Source organism: Nonomuraea sp. NPDC005983, assembly GCF_040614375.1.
Taxonomy (GTDB): Bacteria; Actinomycetota; Actinomycetes; order Streptosporangiales; family Streptosporangiaceae; genus Nonomuraea.
In genome coordinates this window covers 1-15,390 of sequence record NZ_JBEXUP010000066.1, presented here as the reverse complement: position 1 = coordinate 15,390, position 15,390 = coordinate 1, and the positions used below count along the sequence as shown (strand labels likewise).

The window sequence follows — 15,390 nt, the reverse complement described above, 5'->3', positions numbered from 1 at the left end:
GACGCGATCGTCGACGTCGAGGGTCTGCGCGTTGTGGCCACCGGCATCAGCCCGGACAATTGTTGCCACCGCGCCCGCGCCCAGCATCGGTGTGGGCAAGGCCATGACCGTGAACGTGACCGTGCTGTCGGACGGTTACTCGTCCCCCGCGAGCCCGGTGGACGAGTTCACCGACAAGATGTGACCCCGGGCCGACGTCCGTGGTCCGTTCGGCTGGCCGTTCAGCATCTCGAACAGCAGCCGCAGTGGTGTTCGGCGGGTTCCTACGCGCCGGCGACGATTCAGCGGCAGATGCCGGGGCGCCGTTTTTTGAGGCGGGGGTTCACTGATGCCGGCGGCGGAGTGCTCGTTGCTCGGCGGCGTCGAGTGCGGGTGTGAGGGGTGCGAGAGTGGTGCGAAGGAGGTCCGGTAGCGAGCCGGACGGCACGACGAGCCCACTGGTCGTGGAGGACGAGACAGTCGTCTGCAGCCACTGCTCGAGCGCCACGCGAACTGCGGCGGCCACGCTCGCCGCGAGCACCCGTGCGGTGTGCGGGTCGCCATCGCCGAGACGTTCGGCGATCGCATCGGTGAGGGGATGTTCGATCGCGGTGGTGGTTTCGACGAATGCGTCGCGCAGCGCGGGGCGGGTGGTGATCAGCAGCAGCGCGTCCCGGCCGGATGCGTCCGGGGCGGTGTACTGATCCACGATCGCCTCGATGACGGCGTCGGCGAGGCCGACGCCGTCGGGCCGGTCGGCCACCGCCGCCGCGACTCGCGCTTCCCGTTCGCCGGCGACGGCGGCGACGATCGCCTGTTCGCGGCTGGAGAAGTAGTTGTTGTACGTCCTCGGTGAGACGCCGGCGGCCTCGGCGATGTCATCGACGCGCACGTTGTCCGGCCCACGCTCAAGAGCCAGCCGCAGGGCCGCCGCGCGCAATGCCTCTCGGGTGGCCTGCTTCTTCTGCTCGCGCAGCCCCGTCCGTCTCGTCGTCACCGTCTCAGCATAGCTTGGATGCGTGCACGCAAATTTGCGTGCACGCATTATTTTTGTCTAGCCTGGCGTCCTCACTCCATCAGGAAGGACCAGAACGATGAGGGCCAAGGGCATCAGCTATGACACCGGCTTCGTCAAGAACGGAGCGATCTCCCGGAAGCGCTTCGACCCGGACATGGTCGAGCGCGAGCTGCGCATCATCCGCGATGACCTGCACTGCACCGCGATTCGTGTCATGGGCGGCGACCCGGAGCGGATTGAGCTGGCGGCGGCGCACGCCGCCGATCTGGGCGTGGAGGTCTGGTTCTCCCCGTACCCCCTCGAACTGACCGCCGAGGAGATGCTGTCGCTGTTCGCGGACTGCGCCGAACGCGCGGAGCGGCTGAGGCGGCGGGGAGCCGAGGTGGTGTTCGTCGTCGGTGCCGAGTTGAGCCTGATGAATCCTGGGTTCCTACCCGGTGACAGCACCGACGAGCGGGTCGCGTTGCTGAGCCGGCCGGATCGCGTGCGGGAGCAGATCGGCGAGGTCAGCGCACGTGTCAACGATTTCCTCGGCACGGCCGTGGCACTGGTCCGCGAGCGCTTCGGCGGCAAGGTGACCTACGCCTCCGTGCCGCTTGAGCGCGTCGACTGGGCACTCTTCGACATCGTGTCCATTGATCTCTATCGGTCGGCCGAAATCGCCGACCGTTTCGCCGAGGGGGTCCGTGGCCTGGTCGCGCAGGAAAAGCCGGTCGCGATCACCGAGTTCGGTGCGGCCGGCTACCAGGGTGCCGGCGAGCGGGGCGCTCTCGGTTTGGAGATCGTCGAGTACGACAAGGACGGGCCTGTTCGGTTGAACGGTGAGTATGCCCGGGACGAGCCTGGTCAGGCCGCGTATGTGCGTGAGCTGCTAGAGGCATTCGAAGCCGGCGGCGTCGACAGCACGTTCGTGTTCACCTTCGCGCTGTACGACCATGTGCACCGGCCCGACGGCGATCCCCGCGACGACCTCGACCTGGCCAGTTACGGCATCGTCAAGGTCTACGAGGACCGGCTCGGAGCCACCTACCCCGACATGCCCTGGGAACCCAAGGCTGCCTTCACCACCCTCGCCGAGTACTACCGCGGCTGACCACGTCCCAAAGACCGCAACCCGAAGCGAGCCGGACCGGCACCGCCCACGACCCTGCGCTTCAGCGCTCCATCCGTCCCGCCCTATTCCGTACGAATCAAGGAGAACACGTGATCACAGATGTCGTCATCGCCGGCGGTGGCCCGAACGGGCTGATGCTGGCCTGCGAACTGAGCCTGGCAGGGGCCCGGCCGGTCGTGCTGGAGCGGCTGATTGAGCCCAGCGAGGAACCGAAAGCGAACGGATTGCTCGGCCAAGTCGTGAAAATGCTCGACCACCGGGGGCTGCATGAACGTCTCAGTGGTAGCCCACAACCTCCGCAGCCGAACTCCAGATACTTCATGTTCGGCGCGATGAGCCTAGACCTGAGCCTGCTGCAGGACAGCCCTGTCTATGCCCTGCCGGTGCCGCAGCGACGCATAGTGCAGGTCCTGCAGGAGCGCGCCATCGAACTTGGCGTGGAAATCCGGCGAGGACACGAGGTCGTCGGCCTATCGCAGGACGACGACGCGGTGACCATCGACGTCGCGAGCCCGGGCGAGGCCTACCAATTGCGGGCCCGGTACCTCATCGGCGCGGATGGAGCTCACAGCACCACGCGCAAGCTCTCCGGCATCGAATTCCCCGGCATCACCTACGACCGGATGACCGTGCGCTCAGCGCATGCGACGGTCCCGGCGGGCTGGGTCGATCCTGCGACCGGTGCGCTGAACGTGCCCGGCTACGGCGCCGTCATGCCGTTCATGCCCCACCGCACCGAGCGCGGAGGGTTCTCCTACGCGCCGATGCCTGGCCACCCGCCGCTGGTCAGCACCACAGAGTGGGACCAGCCCACGACCGACGCTCCGATGAGCCTGGAGGAGTTGCGGACGAGCATCCGCCGCGTGCTCGGCGTCGACGTGCCGCTTGGTCCGCCCGACGGCCAAGGACCGCACGCGCTGCGTCGGCTGACCGGCGGTAACACCCGGGTCGCCGAACGGTTCGCCGACGGCCGGGTTTTCCTGATCGGTGACGCCGCCCACGTGTACGCCGCCACGGGGGGCGGTCCAGGGCTCAACCTCGGCCTGCAGGACGCGGTCAATCTCGGCTGGAAACTCGCCGCCGAGATCCGGGGAAGCGCCCCGTCCGGACTGCTGAACAGTTACGAGACAGAGCGGCGATCAGCCGCCCGGCGCATGGTGCTGAACGCGCAGGCACAGGCGGCCCTGATCGCCCCCGGCAGCGATGTCACCGGGCTGCGCGAGGTGTTCACCGAACTGCTCCGCGACCCGGACACCGTGCAGCGCCTAGCCGAACTCGCTGCAGGCGCCGACGTCCGCTACGACATGGGCGGACGCGAGGCGCACCCGCTGACCGGCCGGTTCGCCCCGGACATGGACCTGCACACCCCGACCGGGCCGGTCCGGCTGGCCGAGCTGACCAGAACCGCACGTCCTCTGCTGCTCGACCTGACCGAAGAAGCATCACTGGCGGAGACGCTTGCCCTACGGCACGACCAGGTCGATATCGTCACGGCGCGCTCCCAGACCCCCGCGCCCACCGCCCTGCTCCTTCGACCGGACTGCTATGTGGCCTGGGCATCTGCATCACCCCGGCCCGATCCCATGGAGATCGAAACACTCCGGGCAGCCTTGCAGCGGTGGTTCGGAGTCATCAAACCCGCCCACACCTAAAGTCGTACGCGTTGGCTCGGGCACGTACGTGGGCAGTCCAACACTTATCTTCCTGCTCACACAGACCGAGCCGTGAGCTTGGTGGTGGTCCGCGCCGTACGCGGGCACCCCCGCCCACGTCTCCTCCCCATAGCGGCGCAGGGCCTGTCAGGGCGTCAGCCCCAGCTCGCGCAGTTGCGCCGGCCGCAGCGGCCGCGATCCGCTGGTGTCGAGCTTGGCCAGCTCCGCCTCCACGTCCATGTTCATGACACCGAAGAAGTTGATGTTGTCGCTGTGGCCGGGCGAGATGTGCGACAGGATCTCGTCGCCCACTTCCCGGCCCTGGGAGCGCAGCTCCAGCACCGCTCTGGATGTGGGTTTCGGGCTTATGTGGGCCGCCCCCACCAGGCCGACGGTGGCAACGTCGTGCGCGGTGAAGGCACCCCGCCGAGCGCTTCCGGATGCCAGCGCGCTCACCAGGGCACGGGTGTTCCGTCCCAGGAGAAGAAGCCGCCGGTGGGGCCGTCATCCGGCAGCAGGGCCAGGCGGAGGGCACCCTGGGCGGCCTCGGCCGGGTCGCCGCCGGCAGCGGCGGCCCGGAGGTTGAGGTCGGTGGCCCGCAGGCCGGGGGCGAGCGCGTTGACCTTGAAGCCCTCGGCGGCGAGCAGCCGGGCGACATGCTTGCCGATGCCCTTGTTGGCAACGGTGACCAGAGCTGTGCGTTCGTTCATGGCAACTACGGTTCCCTGGTTGTGGGCGCCCTGCCAGGGACAGCCTGTACCAGGCAGCGGGAGGAGGCGGCATGGCGGGGCAGGAGCTGGCCCACTATCGGTCGGCTACTACACGCGGCTGGAGCAGGCCCGGGGACCACGGCCATCGGCTCGGATCCTAGACGCGCTGGCCCAGGCGCTGCGGCTCACGCCGGCCGAGCGCAGCCACCTGTTCCGCCTGGCGGGATCGAGCGCACCGCCCGGCATCAGCGCCGTGCGGCGGGTACGCCCGCACGTGGCCCGGATGCTGGAGCGGCTGCCGGAGACCGGTGCCATCGTCACTGACGCGGCGTACGGCGTCGTCGCCTGGAACCCCCTGGCCCAGGCACTGCTCGGCGGCGGGACGACGAACCTGGCCCGGCGCCGCTTCCTGGGGCAAGGGCGGATGTACGAGAGCTCCAGCGCTGAGGAGTTCGGGCACATCGTGGTGGCGCGATCACCTGCCGCGCGGACCCTGCACAGGCTGGCCAGGCAGGCCGCCTGAGACAAAGGACTGGCGCAGGTCTCGCCAGTGGTCATAGAGCGTCGCAACTACATGATCACTGGGGTTTGTGCCCACCTTGTTGCCCCGGCGCGGGCTCTAAGCCGGAAACGGCTAACAGGGCTGCCAGAGCCGTTGTGGAAGAGGAGGGGGCTAGGGGCTGGACCGCTGGTCAACGGGCGTTTCAGGCTCTAGGGATCCCTCTAGGTCTAGAGGGGGCTGCCTCTAGACCTAGAGGGTGATCGGTCACGGTTGGGCGGCCCCCGGCCCCCGGCGCCGGGTCGCTACGGTGGCGCGGTGAGTGCCATCCACCAGCTCAAGGCCCTCCACCCGGGTCCGTGCGATGAGCCCCAAAGGAGGAGCGTCGTCCCAGGGCACAGCATTTTTCCCAGGTCGCGTTGCTTGCTAAGTGTCTTACGTCAAGCCCTCCGGGGATCCCGGTCACTCAGAGTTACTTTGCGGCTGGTCGCACGGACCCGAGTGGAGGGCCTTTACGCGTAGCAGTACTTGTTTTTCGACGGTACGTTGTCGAACCTGAGGGCCTTGGCGATCGCCGGCGGGAAGGCGCCTGCCGCCGCGAGAGCCGCCATGTTGATTCTCACGACGAAGCACCCCTTCCGGTTGGCGGCGGCGGTGATCTGATAAGCGGCAGAGGCGCCGACGATGGCTACGCCTGCGGCGCAGGCAGCGACACCGGCGGGATGGGGAATCTGCCCGCAGATCTGGGCTGCGGCAAGGGAGGTCATCGTGCCCCCCACGCCCATCATGTCCTTGAGGCTCCTGGTGGTCCTCCGCGACATGTACCAGGAGCAGGTGACGATCCCGCAGTTGCGCTTGACGCTGGGGCCGGCGACGAGCCCGTTGAAGTCGGACGCGCCCGAGGCGTTCTCCACAATCTGCCCGACACTGGCCGCTTGAGCGTCGGCGGCCTGCGCGGACCCAAGCGCCCCCAGCCCTAAGACGAGTGTGAGCACCGCCACCCTCTTCGAGGCATTCATTTTCCGTTACTCTCCTTCTCCGTCTCTCGCGTGATGACGAAGCGAAGGTAGGCAGGGGCGTGTTGAGGATTCGTTGAGGATTCGTTGGGGCCTCACTCACGGAGGTCCCGGTAGTAATGGCGCAGGATCCAACGGATACGTCTCTGACCTGCCCTTATGCAGAGGTCTCGGGCTGGTGGGCCAGACCTGAGCCCTGCCTATCAATGCAGGTCAGAGACGTATCCGTTGGATTCTCGGCCGAAGCTACGGGGACCATGAGACACACCCAGGCGGCTGAGCCGCGCAGCTCTACCTCGAAGCAAGCGCCGCCTGCGATCTCGCCGGCAGCTATCGCACGCTGCAACACCCCGCCTTGAGGCGCTCGTGCCGCCTGGTTCCCGACCAGCACGGCGTGTCCTCACCGACCACGACCGCGTTCCAGGTGCGGGCCGGGTCCTTCATGGCGTCGCACCTCCTCGTGAACCGCGGTCAGAATGTGGCGATCGGGTTGACCGGGCTGCCGGACGTACCGGCGAAGCGGACCGGCGCGACTGTGAGGTGGAAGTCCCACTGGCCGAGCTCGGCAGCCGTCGTCGCGCACGCCTCCAGGTCGCAGTTGTCGAGCATCCACAGACCCATAGCGACGAGGCTCACGGCGTGAACCGGCATCAACACGTCTTCGTACCCCGATGGCTGAACGTCCTGTGGGGTGTCAGCGCCGATCAGCGCGACCTCCCGTTCATGCAGCCATGGCAGGCAGGACGCGTGCCACCCGGCCTGCGTGAAACCGCTGACCGCACCGGTCTCGTGCCGGACGCGGCCATAGCCGGTCCGCAGGAGTACCGCGTCGCCGGGTCGCACCCGCACACCCTGGCGACGCTCGGCCTCCTCGAGATCGTCGGGAAACACACCCTGCCCCGGTTCCAACCACGGCACATCCCGCACGCTCGCAATGTCCAGCAGGACACCACGCGTGATGATCCCGTTCGCCGCCGCCGTGACGGACGCCCACGCCGATCCCGTTGCGGCGTCGACCAGCGAGTGCGACCGCCCGTTGTACATCGTGCCGTCCCAGAAGATGTGGCACGGCGAGTCGACGTGGGTGAGGGTGTTGCCGTGGAACGTGACGCCGAGCCGCTCGGACGAAAAGCCCCAGCGCCGGTCGTTGCGGAATCCGGGCACCGGCATGTCCTCGGCACCCGGCATGTCGGCGGCGCACGGGCACGCCGTCGTCGACCGCTCCATGTCTTCCGGTACGGCAACCTCCCATGCGCACGACACGCTCCTGCCGTGGCGCACGGCCCGCGCCGCCGCCAGCCGGACGTCGTCGGTGATGTGGTTCAGAGTGCCGAGCTCGTCGTCGTCGCCCCACCGTCCCCAGTTCGACAGCGTGTCGAAGTACTCGAGCACGTCGTCCTGTGTGGGCATCGGTCGCCCTGCCGTCATCCCAGCATCGACTCCTCCGGTCACGTGGTTCGAGGCACCGCAGGCAGGGTATCCTGCCCTCTCCTTTGATATGACCTCGCCGGGGCCGGAGAGACGGTGTGAGCAACCTCGATCCAACCCCGGCGAGGCCCATGTCAATCCCCATCCGCCTCAGCAGCTGACCAGCGATAACAACATGGGTAGATCGACGGCCTATCGGCTGCTGCATGAGGGCATCGGTCCTGGCCGCGCAGGCGCCAGATCTGCAGACCGCGCTGGAGCGCGCGGCCAAGGATGGGCTGACGCATCTCAATCTTGACGGCACACTGATCCACACCGACAGAATCTCCACCCCCGGGCCCAACGGCGCCGACCAGTACTGGTCGGGCAAGCACAAACACCACGGCGGCAACGTCCCAGGGCGTCTCCGCGCCGGACGGCTGGCCGATCTGGGTGTCGGCGGTCCGGCCGGGGCGTGAGCACGACCTGACCTGCGCCCGTACCCATGGCCTGGTGGAAGCCCTGTCGCTCGCCACCACCCAGACCGCTCTGATCACGCTCACCGACCTGGGATATGAGGGTGCCCGGGAGATGGTCAGGATGCCGTTCAAGAAGCCCAAGGGCGGCCGGCTCATCGAGCCGCAGCGCGCGTTCAACCAGCTCCTGCGAGGCATCCATGGAATCGGCGAACGGGCGAACACCCTGCTCAAGACCACATTCAAAGCCCTGCGCCGAGTCAGCCTCGACCCGAACCGGACCACCCAGATCGCCGCCGCAGCCCTCGTCCTGCTTCAACTGGAGTACGGACGGATCGTGTAAGGCAATCACGTACCGCCACGAGCAGTTACCGGGAAAGGTTCACTGACCGGCGAACTGCCGAATTGTTCTTATGGGTACCAAGCCGCACCCCGCGCCGAAGCGCGGGGTGCGGGCCCGGCGGACCGACGGCCAGGCGTGCGGCTCTCCGGCCGGTCCCGGCCGCCGCCCGCCAGGCCCGCACCCCACAGAGTGCCCGCACTCCTGGGGCATTCAGGCCCCCGTGCCCCGTTCAGGGGAACCTGTCGGGTGCCCATCGCGGCTGATCTGCCGTCCGACAAGTTGATGTGGACGGGGCTCACCCATGTTGTTCGCCTCAACCTGGCGGACGTCGTGGCGAAGCAGCCGGGCGCGGGACGGTCCTGGCAGAAGATCGCGATCAACGTGCAGCTAGTCGCTACTGGCCGTTCCGATCATCCTCACGGGCCTTTTAGGTTGCTCAGCGAAATCAGTTCGCGGGCTTGCCGAACCAGCGGGAGAGGTGGTCGTCCAGGTCCTGCTGATCGTCGCCGATCCAGGCGACGTGGCCGTCGGGGCGTAGCAGGACGCACGGAACATCCAGTACCGCAGTGGGATCCGCGAGGTAATCGACCCGGTCTGACCAGCCGCCGACGGTCAGGCGTTCGGTGCGGTCCAGCAGCAGGCCGCGGCCGCGATGCAGCAGACCGTAGAGGTGGCCCTGTTTCACGTCGATGTCGCGCAGGCGGCGGCCGAGCAGGTCGGGGCCTTCGCCGAAGTCGTAGCGGATGCCGATCGCGGTGATCTTCTCGATCAGATAGCGGTTCACCTCGTCGAAGTCCATCAGTTCGGTGAGCAGCCTGCGCACGGCCAGCGGGCCCGGTTCGGTGGACAGCAGTTCCATCTGGGCGCGGGTGTTGTCCAGCACGTCTTCGGCGACCGGATGACGTTCGGCCTGGTAGGTGTCCAGCAGTGTTTCCGGGGCCCAGCCGCGGATCTGTGCGGCCAGTTTCCAGCCGAGGTTGAATGCGTCCTGAACGCCCAGGTTGAGGCCCTGTCCGCCGATGGGTGGATGGATGTGTGCCGCATCGCCGGCCAGTAGCACCCGCCCGACCCGATAACGTTCGGCTAGCCGGGTGGCATCCCCGAAGCGGGACATCCAGCGCGGGGAGTGCACGCCGAAATCGGTTCCAGCGATGGTGCGCAACTGTTGTTTGAAATCCTCGAGGGTGGGCGGTTCCGCGCGGTTGCTGACTCCCGCGGCGGGGACTACGACGCTATAGACCCCTTCGCCGAAAGGCCGGAGCCAGAATGGCTGATGGGTCTCGCGGATCTCGGTCACCTTGGCGGCGATCTCCTCCTGCGGCACGCCCACTTCCATCTCGCCCATCAGCGTCTCGGTCCGTGAGGGCTCGCCGGGGAAGCCGACACCGAGCAGTTTGCGCACCGTACTGCGCCCGCCATCACAGCCGACGAGGTAGCGCGAACGCAGCTGTTCCCCGTCGGCCAGTTCGACGGTCACACCCTCGTCGTCCTGCTCGAAACCGGCGATCGCGCAACCGTGCCGGACCTGCGCACCCAGTTCGATCGCATGTTCTTCGAGCAGGCGTTCGATGACCGGCTGCGGGATGCCCAGCAGATAGGCGTGCGCGGAATCCAGGCCCTTGGGCGCGGGTTTGGTGATGGCGGCGAAGAAGCCGCCGGCCGGACGCTGTCTTCCATGCTGGAGAATGCGCTCCAGCAGTCCGCGCATCGCCATCAGCTCGAGACTGCGAATATGCAGACCGACTATGCGGACGAACGACTTGGGCTCGGTCTCCTTCTCCAGAACGAGTACCCGCACATCATGCAGCCGCAGTTCGGCGGCCAGCATCGCACCAGTCGGCCCGCACCCGGCAATGATCACATCGAAGATGAGGGACGCGCGATCGGCGCCGGAGGCCGGCGACCAGAGCCCGGGGACGTCGCCCACCGAGGAGTCACGCTCGCCCCTGTCGTTCGACGGCGGCTCGGCGGTGAACTGCAGAGAGTGCATAGGTGTTGCCTTTCGGGAGTGCCTTGTTGGCGAGGCGCTCCCGGCGACACCTACGTCAATCGCCCGACCGTGACGGGAAGGGGGAGCACCCACATCGATACAGCGTTCATGGGTCTCACCTCCTCGGGCGGTGTCATGGTCAACTGCAAGCTACAAGCCCGAGCATCATCCCGTCCAATCCTTTTCCCAGCCACGTGATCACGACTCCAAACGGGCCCGTGCGGTTGCCAGGCGAATCCGGCGTGGCGGCCCGGCTGGTCCCGGCCGACGGTCTGATCCTGGCTGCCCCCGAGGCGGACCGGATCTCGGAAGGGGCTGCCCTGATGAGGTTCGCTCGTGGCCACTACACGAACTGGTCGTAGGCGAGCTTGACGACCAGCGCGATGACGACGCACAGCAAGACGACCCGAATGAATCGACTTCCGCGTTTGAGCGCGAAGTGGACGCCAAGCCGGGCACCCGTGAGGTTGCATGCGGTCATACCGAGCCCGAGCAGCCACAGGACTCTGCCCTCCGCGGCCAACGCAAACGCAAGATCCGCATCCCCGAAACTTGGCCCTGAGCCCACCAACTCGCCACCTGCATCGAGCTCGGCCTCACCCTCGACCCCACCGGCTAACCCAGCCGCACCGACCCCACACCCCGAAAGACATAAGCACGTCCCGGTCCTGCCCGTTGAAGGACGAACCCCTGCCTGCTCGCATCGCTGGCCGAAGGCTATCGAGGTGTTGCGACGACCAGTTGAATCCGCCGTGCCACCAGCTCAGTCCGCATATGGTCGGCCATCGCCCAGCCGGCGATCCGCCTGGAGAACACGTCCAAGACCACAGCGAGGTAGACGAAACCCTGCCAGGTCGGCACGTACGTGATGTCGGCCGTCCAGATCCGGTTCGGCTCGTCCGCTTCGAACTTCCGCTTCACCAGGTCCGACGCGGCAGCAACCCGCCGATCCGCGATCGTCGTGCGACAGCCCTAACGCCGGGAGACACCGGCCAGCCCGGCCGCGCGCATCAGCCGGGCCACTCGCTTGCGGCCTACCTTCTCCCCGTCGATCTCGCGCAGGTCGGCGTGGATGCGCGGCGCCCCATACACCTCATCGGAGGCCGCATGGTGCCGGTGGATCTTCTCGGTCAGCTCGGCACCACGACGAGCGCGAGTGGACGCGCCGCGCTTGGCCCAGGCGTAGCAGCCCTGGCGCGACACACCCAGCACCCAGGCCAGCAGGCAGACATCGTGGTGGTCTTTCTCCGCATCGATCAGCCGGTACTTCATCTCGGCCGATCCGTCTCCCGCGCGAAGAAAACCGCGGCCTTACGCAAGATCTCCTTCTCCTCGCGGAGGATCTTATTCTCACGGCGCAGCCGGGCCAGCTCGCCCTTCTCGGCGCTGGTCAGGCCGTCTTGGCGGCGGCCGTCATCGAGGTCGGCCCGGCGCTGCGCCAAGCTCGCCGAGCAGATCGCGGCGATGCTGCCCGAGCACACCCACTACATTGAGCCGTTCTGCGGATCGCTCGCAGTTTTACTGGCCAAGCTGCCCGCCAGACTGGAGACGGTCAACGACCTGGACCGCGACCCCATAGTGTTCTGGAGTGCTGCGGGACCGCCCGGCTGAGCTGGTGCGGGCCTGCGCACTCCCGCACTCCCGCACCGCACGAGTCCACCTACGGCGACCTGTCCGGCCTTGACGATCTGGAGCGCGTGCGCCGGGTCTGGGAAGTGGGCTGCCGAGCCGGGTTTCGAGATCCGGGGTCTGGAGCGGTGCCTGCCGCTGTTCGGCCTGTAGGCGGGCAGCCCAGGCGGCGGTATTTGCCGGGCGCCATGCCGCGCTCGCGCTTGAAGGCGTTGGCGAAGGCGAACTCCGAGCCGTAGCCGACCTCGGCGGCGATCTCGCTCAGTGCGGCGTCGGAGTCGCGCAGCATGCGCGCGGCCGTGCCCAGCCGCCACCAGGTGAGATAGGTCAGCGGCGGCTGCCCGACGAACTGGGTGAACCGGCGGGAGAACGCCGCGCGGGACAGCCCGGCGCGGCGGCCGAGCGACTCGACCGTCCACGGGTGGGCAGGGTCGCGGTGGATGGCGTCGAGCGCGGCGCTGATGGCCGGATCGGCCAGCGCGGCGGCCCAGCTGTCAACCTTGCAGTCCTCCATCGAGACGTCGAACCAGGCACGCAGGATGTACAGCAGCAGCATGTCCAGCAGCGCCGACACCACCATGTCCGCGCCTGGCCGCGGGTCGTCGATCTCCTTACCGAGCAGCTCGACGGCGGCGCGCAGCTCGGTGTTATGCCCCAGCCTGGCGGGCAGGTGGATCATCTCGGGCAGCCCTCTGAGCAGCGGATGCGCCCGGCTGGAGTCGAGCTGGTAGCCGCCGCAGAGCGTCACGGTGACGGGCGTGGTGCCCTCCATAGAGGCCGAGGCGAATAGCTCGGCGTGGGCATAGGGGTCACAGTCGGGCTCAGCGATGGGGCTGGTGGGCGAGTCGGCCAGCGCGTAGCCGTGCCCGTGGGGGAAGAACAGCACGTCGCCCGTCCCGACCGGGATCGGCTCGCCCTCTGGCGGGATCGCCCAGCACGAGCCCTGCAGCACCACCTGGAAGCCCGCCGAACCAGGCGCTGACGGAAACCGCTGCCCCCACGGCGCCGGCCACTCGACACGCGCCGAGCGCGGCACGCCCATGCGCATGGAGGCGATCACGTCGCTCAGTACGTCCATGACGTAAGTCTAATGCGGGAGACGATCGCGTATGAATTACAGACAGAAGAGCATTGGATGCCTCACTAAGGGCTCCTATGGTTGACGGCATGACAAAAGTCCTGGTCAGCGGGGCGACCGGCACGATCGGCCGCCCTCTGGTGAACCAACTTGAAGACGCGGGCGCCGACGTGCGCACGGTGACGAGGGAGCTGACCGACCCGGTCGCGCTGGAGGCGGCTCTCGACGGTGTCGACGCGGTGTTCCTGCTGTGGCCGTTCGCCTCGGCTGAGGGCGCCCGCGAGGTGCTGGAGCTGATCGGGGCGCGGCGGGTGGTCTACCTGTCCTCGGCCGCCGTCCGCCCGCACGAGGTCGAGATCGAGCGCCTGATCGCTGGGACCGCCCGGGAGTGGACGGTGCTGCGCCCGCACGCGTTCGCGGCCAACACCTTGCGGTGGGCCGAGCAGGTCCGCGCGGGCGTCGTGCGGCAGCCGTACGGCGACGCGGCCTTTTCCCCCATCCACGAGCGGGACATCGCAGCCGTCGCGGTGCGCGCGCTGCTCGACGAAGGGCACCATGGTGCGGTCTACACGCTGACCGGACCCCGGCCGCTGACCCAGCGGGAGCAGGCGCGGGCGATCGGCGCCGCGATCGGCCGGCCGGTGTGCTGGGAGGAGGAGCCTCTGGAGGAGGCCAGGCTACGGCTGCTCGGGCTGGGGTGGCCCGCGCCGGCCGTGGACGGGATGCTGCGCGGTCTCGCCGAGCCCGGCCCGGCCACCGGGACCGTGGAGGAGGTCACCGGAGCGCCCGCGAGCACGTTCGAGACGTGGGCTAGCGAGCACGCCGCGGACTTCCTCGGCACCATGCGGGCCGCCCGCATCCACGAGTACGGCGACGCCTCGGTGATCTCGCTGGACGAGGTGCCGGTGCCGAAGCCTGGGCCGGGCGAGGTGCTCATCAGGGTGGCCGCGACGTCGTTCAACCCGTCGGAGGTCGGCCTACGGATGGGCCTGCTGCAGGACGTGCTCGGCGTCACGCTGCCGTACACGCTCGGCTGGGACGTCGCAGGCACCGTGGTCACCGGGGCGGGTGACCTCGCCCCGGGCGACCAAGTGATCGGGCTCATCGACGGGGCGGCGGCCGAGTTCGCGGTCGCGAAGGCGAGCGTGCTGGCCAGGGCGCCGGAGCGGATCCCGCTGGCGGACGCGGCTGCCGTGCCGGTGGCCGGGCTCACCGCGTGGCAGGCGGTCTTTGAGCATGCCCGCATCGGCCGCGGCAGCCAGGTGCTGATCAACGGGGCCGGCGGCGGCGTCGGGCTGTTTGCCGTGCAGCTGGCCAAGCATGCGGGCGCGCACGTGGTGGCGACCGCCAGCCCGCGCAGCGCCGCTGCCGTGCGGGCGCTGGGCGCCGACGAGGTCGTCGACTACACCACCGCTCCGCTGCCGGGCGGCAACGACGTGCTGATCAATCTGGTGGCCGACGTGCCCGCCTCGGTGACGCGGCTGGCCAAGGAGTTCGTTTCGATCACCCAGCGGATCGAGCATCCGCGCGCGGTCCAGTTCGTGGCCCGCAACGACCCAGGCCAGCTGACCGAGCTCGTGGCGCTGATCGACAAGGGCGTGGTGGGCGTCAAGGCGGACGCTCGCCTGCTGGAGTCCCTGGCAGACCTGCACCGCGCCGCCGAGCGCGGCGTTATCCGCGGAAAAGTCATACTAAAGGTGGAGAAATGATCAAAATTGGCATCATTGTCGGCAGTACGCGGCCGGGACGCAACGGCGAGGCCGTCGCCCGCTGGGTCCATGACCACGCGGTCAGTCGCGGCGACGCGCACTACGAGCTGGTCGACCTGAAGGACTACGACCTGCCCCACCTCGACGAACCGCTCGCCGCGGCCACCGGGGTCTACGAGCACCCGCACACCAAGGCGTGGTCCGACACCATCGCCGACTTCGACGGCTTCGTCTTCGTGACGCCCGAGTACAACCACTCGACCACCGGCGCGCTCAAAACCGCCATCGACTTCCTGTTCGCCGAGTGGCACGACAAGGCCGCAGGCGTGGTCGGCTACGGCGTCAGCGGCGGCGTGCGGGCGGCCGAGCACCTGCGCCAGGTGCTCGGCCAGGTCAAGGTGGCCGACGTCCAGGCGGCCGTGGAGCTGCTGATGCACGCCGACTTCGAGGACTTCACCACCTTCAAGCCCGCCGCGCACCAGGAGGACATGCTGAGCAAGCTGCTCGACCAGGTCGTCTCTTGGAGCAAGGCGCTGCGACCGCTCAGAATGTGAAGTGCCACAGCGCCTCGGGGTTGGCCATGGCGTCGGGGTTGGCGGCCTGCGACGTGTCCATCGTGGTGTCGCTGCCGACCGGCAAGGCGCTCACCGTCGTCGCAACCGCCGACACCTTCCATTGACGTGCTCCTCCACATGAATGTGGAGGATTCCTGTGCTGCTTACGCAGCAGCTCGCAGCGCGGGCGCGGGCGAGACTGTGGGACAGGATGCT

Annotated in this window: 18 protein-coding genes and 2 pseudogenes; 8 read left to right on the top strand and 12 right to left on the bottom strand. The window is 68.2% G+C overall.

Annotated elements, in window-relative coordinates:
• Positions 1-322: 322 nt before the first annotated feature.
• On the bottom strand, positions 323-1,024 hold the full coding sequence (locus tag ABZ297_RS26380) for a helix-turn-helix domain-containing protein (protein WP_355351069.1): 702 nt from the start codon (positions 1,022-1,024) through the stop codon (positions 323-325).
• 49 nt (positions 1,025-1,073) lie between these two features.
• On the opposite strand from ABZ297_RS26380, the gene ABZ297_RS26375 reads away from it, so the two are divergent.
• Together ABZ297_RS26375 and ABZ297_RS26370 are read left to right on the top strand one after the other, a co-directional pair.
• Positions 1,074-2,090: a hypothetical protein gene (locus tag ABZ297_RS26375; protein ID WP_355351067.1), complete on the top strand. Its 1,017-nt coding sequence runs from the start codon at positions 1,074-1,076 to the stop codon at positions 2,088-2,090.
• 110 nt (positions 2,091-2,200) lie between these two features.
• Positions 2,201-3,763, top strand: a complete 1,563-nt coding sequence (locus ABZ297_RS26370) for an FAD-dependent oxidoreductase (RefSeq protein ID WP_355351065.1) — start codon at positions 2,201-2,203, stop codon at positions 3,761-3,763.
• A gap of 147 nt (positions 3,764-3,910) precedes the next feature.
• On the opposite strand, the gene ABZ297_RS26365 is transcribed toward ABZ297_RS26370, so the two are convergent.
• Together ABZ297_RS26365 and ABZ297_RS26360 are read right to left on the bottom strand one after the other, a co-directional pair.
• Complete coding sequence (locus tag ABZ297_RS26365) at positions 3,911-4,219, bottom strand: hypothetical protein (protein ID WP_355351063.1); 309 nt, start codon at positions 4,217-4,219, stop codon at positions 3,911-3,913.
• Positions 4,216-4,473 (bottom strand): hypothetical protein, encoded by a 258-nt coding sequence (locus ABZ297_RS26360; RefSeq protein WP_355351061.1) that lies wholly within the window; start codon positions 4,471-4,473, stop codon positions 4,216-4,218. The genes ABZ297_RS26365 and ABZ297_RS26360 overlap by 4 nt, the downstream gene beginning before the upstream one ends.
• On the opposite strand from ABZ297_RS26360, the pseudogene ABZ297_RS26355 reads away from it, so the two are divergent.
• Positions 4,430-4,672 (top strand): annotated as a pseudogene (locus ABZ297_RS26355) (helix-turn-helix transcriptional regulator); the annotation flags it as partial. The gene ABZ297_RS26360 and the pseudogene ABZ297_RS26355 overlap by 44 nt on opposite strands.
• A gap of 54 nt (positions 4,673-4,726) precedes the next feature.
• The gene (locus ABZ297_RS26350) at positions 4,727-4,996 is read left to right on the top strand and encodes a hypothetical protein (protein ID WP_355351139.1); all 270 of its coding nucleotides are present in this window, start codon (positions 4,727-4,729) and stop codon (positions 4,994-4,996) included.
• Positions 4,997-5,484: 488 nt separating this feature from the next.
• Here ABZ297_RS26350 and ABZ297_RS26345 read toward each other — a convergent pair whose 3' ends face one another.
• The gene (locus ABZ297_RS26345) at positions 5,485-5,991 is read right to left on the bottom strand and encodes a hypothetical protein (protein WP_355351059.1); all 507 of its coding nucleotides are present in this window, start codon (positions 5,989-5,991) and stop codon (positions 5,485-5,487) included.
• Positions 5,992-6,459: 468 nt separating this feature from the next.
• Positions 6,460-7,380, bottom strand: a complete 921-nt coding sequence (locus ABZ297_RS26340; protein WP_355351057.1) for a cyclase family protein — start codon at positions 7,378-7,380, stop codon at positions 6,460-6,462.
• A 190-nt stretch (positions 7,381-7,570) separates the two neighbouring features.
• Here ABZ297_RS26340 and ABZ297_RS26335 point away from each other — a divergent pair.
• Positions 7,571-8,214 (top strand): annotated as a pseudogene (locus ABZ297_RS26335) (transposase family protein); the annotation flags it as partial.
• A gap of 445 nt (positions 8,215-8,659) precedes the next feature.
• Here the strand turns inward: ABZ297_RS26335 and rox are convergent.
• From rox to ABZ297_RS26310, 5 genes are all read right to left on the bottom strand, one after another.
• Positions 8,660-10,084: a rifampin monooxygenase gene (gene rox, locus ABZ297_RS26330; RefSeq protein WP_355351137.1), complete on the bottom strand. Its 1,425-nt coding sequence runs from the start codon at positions 10,082-10,084 to the stop codon at positions 8,660-8,662.
• A 463-nt stretch (positions 10,085-10,547) separates the two neighbouring features.
• Positions 10,548-10,685 carry a hypothetical protein gene (locus ABZ297_RS26325; protein ID WP_355351055.1) on the bottom strand — a complete coding sequence of 46 codons (138 nt, stop codon included), beginning with the start codon at positions 10,683-10,685 and terminating at the stop codon, positions 10,548-10,550.
• 236 nt (positions 10,686-10,921) lie between these two features.
• The gene (locus ABZ297_RS26320) at positions 10,922-11,125 is read right to left on the bottom strand and encodes a DDE-type integrase/transposase/recombinase (protein ID WP_355351054.1); all 204 of its coding nucleotides are present in this window, start codon (positions 11,123-11,125) and stop codon (positions 10,922-10,924) included.
• Positions 11,126-11,176: 51 nt separating this feature from the next.
• The gene (locus tag ABZ297_RS26315) at positions 11,177-11,476 is read right to left on the bottom strand and encodes an IS3 family transposase (RefSeq protein WP_355351052.1); all 300 of its coding nucleotides are present in this window, start codon (positions 11,474-11,476) and stop codon (positions 11,177-11,179) included.
• Positions 11,473-11,646, bottom strand: a complete 174-nt coding sequence (locus ABZ297_RS26310) for a hypothetical protein (RefSeq protein ID WP_355351050.1) — start codon at positions 11,644-11,646, stop codon at positions 11,473-11,475. The genes ABZ297_RS26315 and ABZ297_RS26310 overlap by 4 nt, the downstream gene beginning before the upstream one ends.
• Positions 11,647-11,668: 22 nt before the next feature.
• Between ABZ297_RS26310 and ABZ297_RS26305 the strand changes: the two genes are divergently transcribed.
• Complete coding sequence (locus ABZ297_RS26305; protein WP_355351048.1) at positions 11,669-11,815, top strand: hypothetical protein; 147 nt, start codon at positions 11,669-11,671, stop codon at positions 11,813-11,815.
• Between the two features lie 49 nt (positions 11,816-11,864).
• Here ABZ297_RS26305 and ABZ297_RS26300 read toward each other — a convergent pair whose 3' ends face one another.
• Complete coding sequence (locus ABZ297_RS26300) at positions 11,865-12,911, bottom strand: AraC family transcriptional regulator (RefSeq protein ID WP_355351046.1); 1,047 nt, start codon at positions 12,909-12,911, stop codon at positions 11,865-11,867.
• Between the two features lie 89 nt (positions 12,912-13,000).
• Between ABZ297_RS26300 and ABZ297_RS26295 the strand changes: the two genes are divergently transcribed.
• Together ABZ297_RS26295 and ABZ297_RS26290 are read left to right on the top strand one after the other, a co-directional pair.
• Complete coding sequence (locus ABZ297_RS26295; RefSeq protein WP_355351044.1) at positions 13,001-14,620, top strand: zinc-binding dehydrogenase; 1,620 nt, start codon at positions 13,001-13,003, stop codon at positions 14,618-14,620.
• Positions 14,617-15,174 carry an NAD(P)H-dependent oxidoreductase gene (locus tag ABZ297_RS26290; protein WP_355351042.1) on the top strand — a complete coding sequence of 186 codons (558 nt, stop codon included), beginning with the start codon at positions 14,617-14,619 and terminating at the stop codon, positions 15,172-15,174. The genes ABZ297_RS26295 and ABZ297_RS26290 overlap by 4 nt, the downstream gene beginning before the upstream one ends.
• Here ABZ297_RS26290 and ABZ297_RS26285 read toward each other — a convergent pair.
• A complete protein-coding gene (locus ABZ297_RS26285; protein WP_355351040.1) occupies positions 15,164-15,289 on the bottom strand; it encodes a hypothetical protein in 126 nt (41 codons plus the stop codon). The genes ABZ297_RS26290 and ABZ297_RS26285 overlap by 11 nt on opposite strands.
• Positions 15,290-15,390: the final 101 nt, after the last annotated feature.

Bases quoted from the DNA above. Each gene is read 5' to 3' on its own strand.
- ABZ297_RS26380 (WP_355351069.1), bottom strand. From the start codon at position 1,024: ATGCGTGCACGCAAATTTGCGTGCACGCATCCAAGCTATGCTGAGACG.
- ABZ297_RS26375 (WP_355351067.1), top strand. From the start codon at position 1,074: ATGAGGGCCAAGGGCATCAGCTATGACACCGGCTTCGTCAAGAACGGA.
- ABZ297_RS26360 (WP_355351061.1), bottom strand. From the start codon at position 4,473: ATGAACGAACGCACAGCTCTGGTCACCGTTGCCAACAAGGGCATCGGC.
- ABZ297_RS26345 (WP_355351059.1), bottom strand. From the start codon at position 5,991: ATGAATGCCTCGAAGAGGGTGGCGGTGCTCACACTCGTCTTAGGGCTG.
- ABZ297_RS26325 (WP_355351055.1), bottom strand. From the start codon at position 10,685: ATGACCGCATGCAACCTCACGGGTGCCCGGCTTGGCGTCCACTTCGCG.
- ABZ297_RS26315 (WP_355351052.1), bottom strand. From the start codon at position 11,476: ATGAAGTACCGGCTGATCGATGCGGAGAAAGACCACCACGATGTCTGC.
- ABZ297_RS26305 (WP_355351048.1), top strand. From the start codon at position 11,669: ATGCTGCCCGAGCACACCCACTACATTGAGCCGTTCTGCGGATCGCTC.
- ABZ297_RS26300 (WP_355351046.1), bottom strand. From the start codon at position 12,911: ATGGACGTACTGAGCGACGTGATCGCCTCCATGCGCATGGGCGTGCCG.
- ABZ297_RS26295 (WP_355351044.1), top strand. From the start codon at position 13,001: ATGACAAAAGTCCTGGTCAGCGGGGCGACCGGCACGATCGGCCGCCCT.
- ABZ297_RS26290 (WP_355351042.1), top strand. From the start codon at position 14,617: ATGATCAAAATTGGCATCATTGTCGGCAGTACGCGGCCGGGACGCAAC.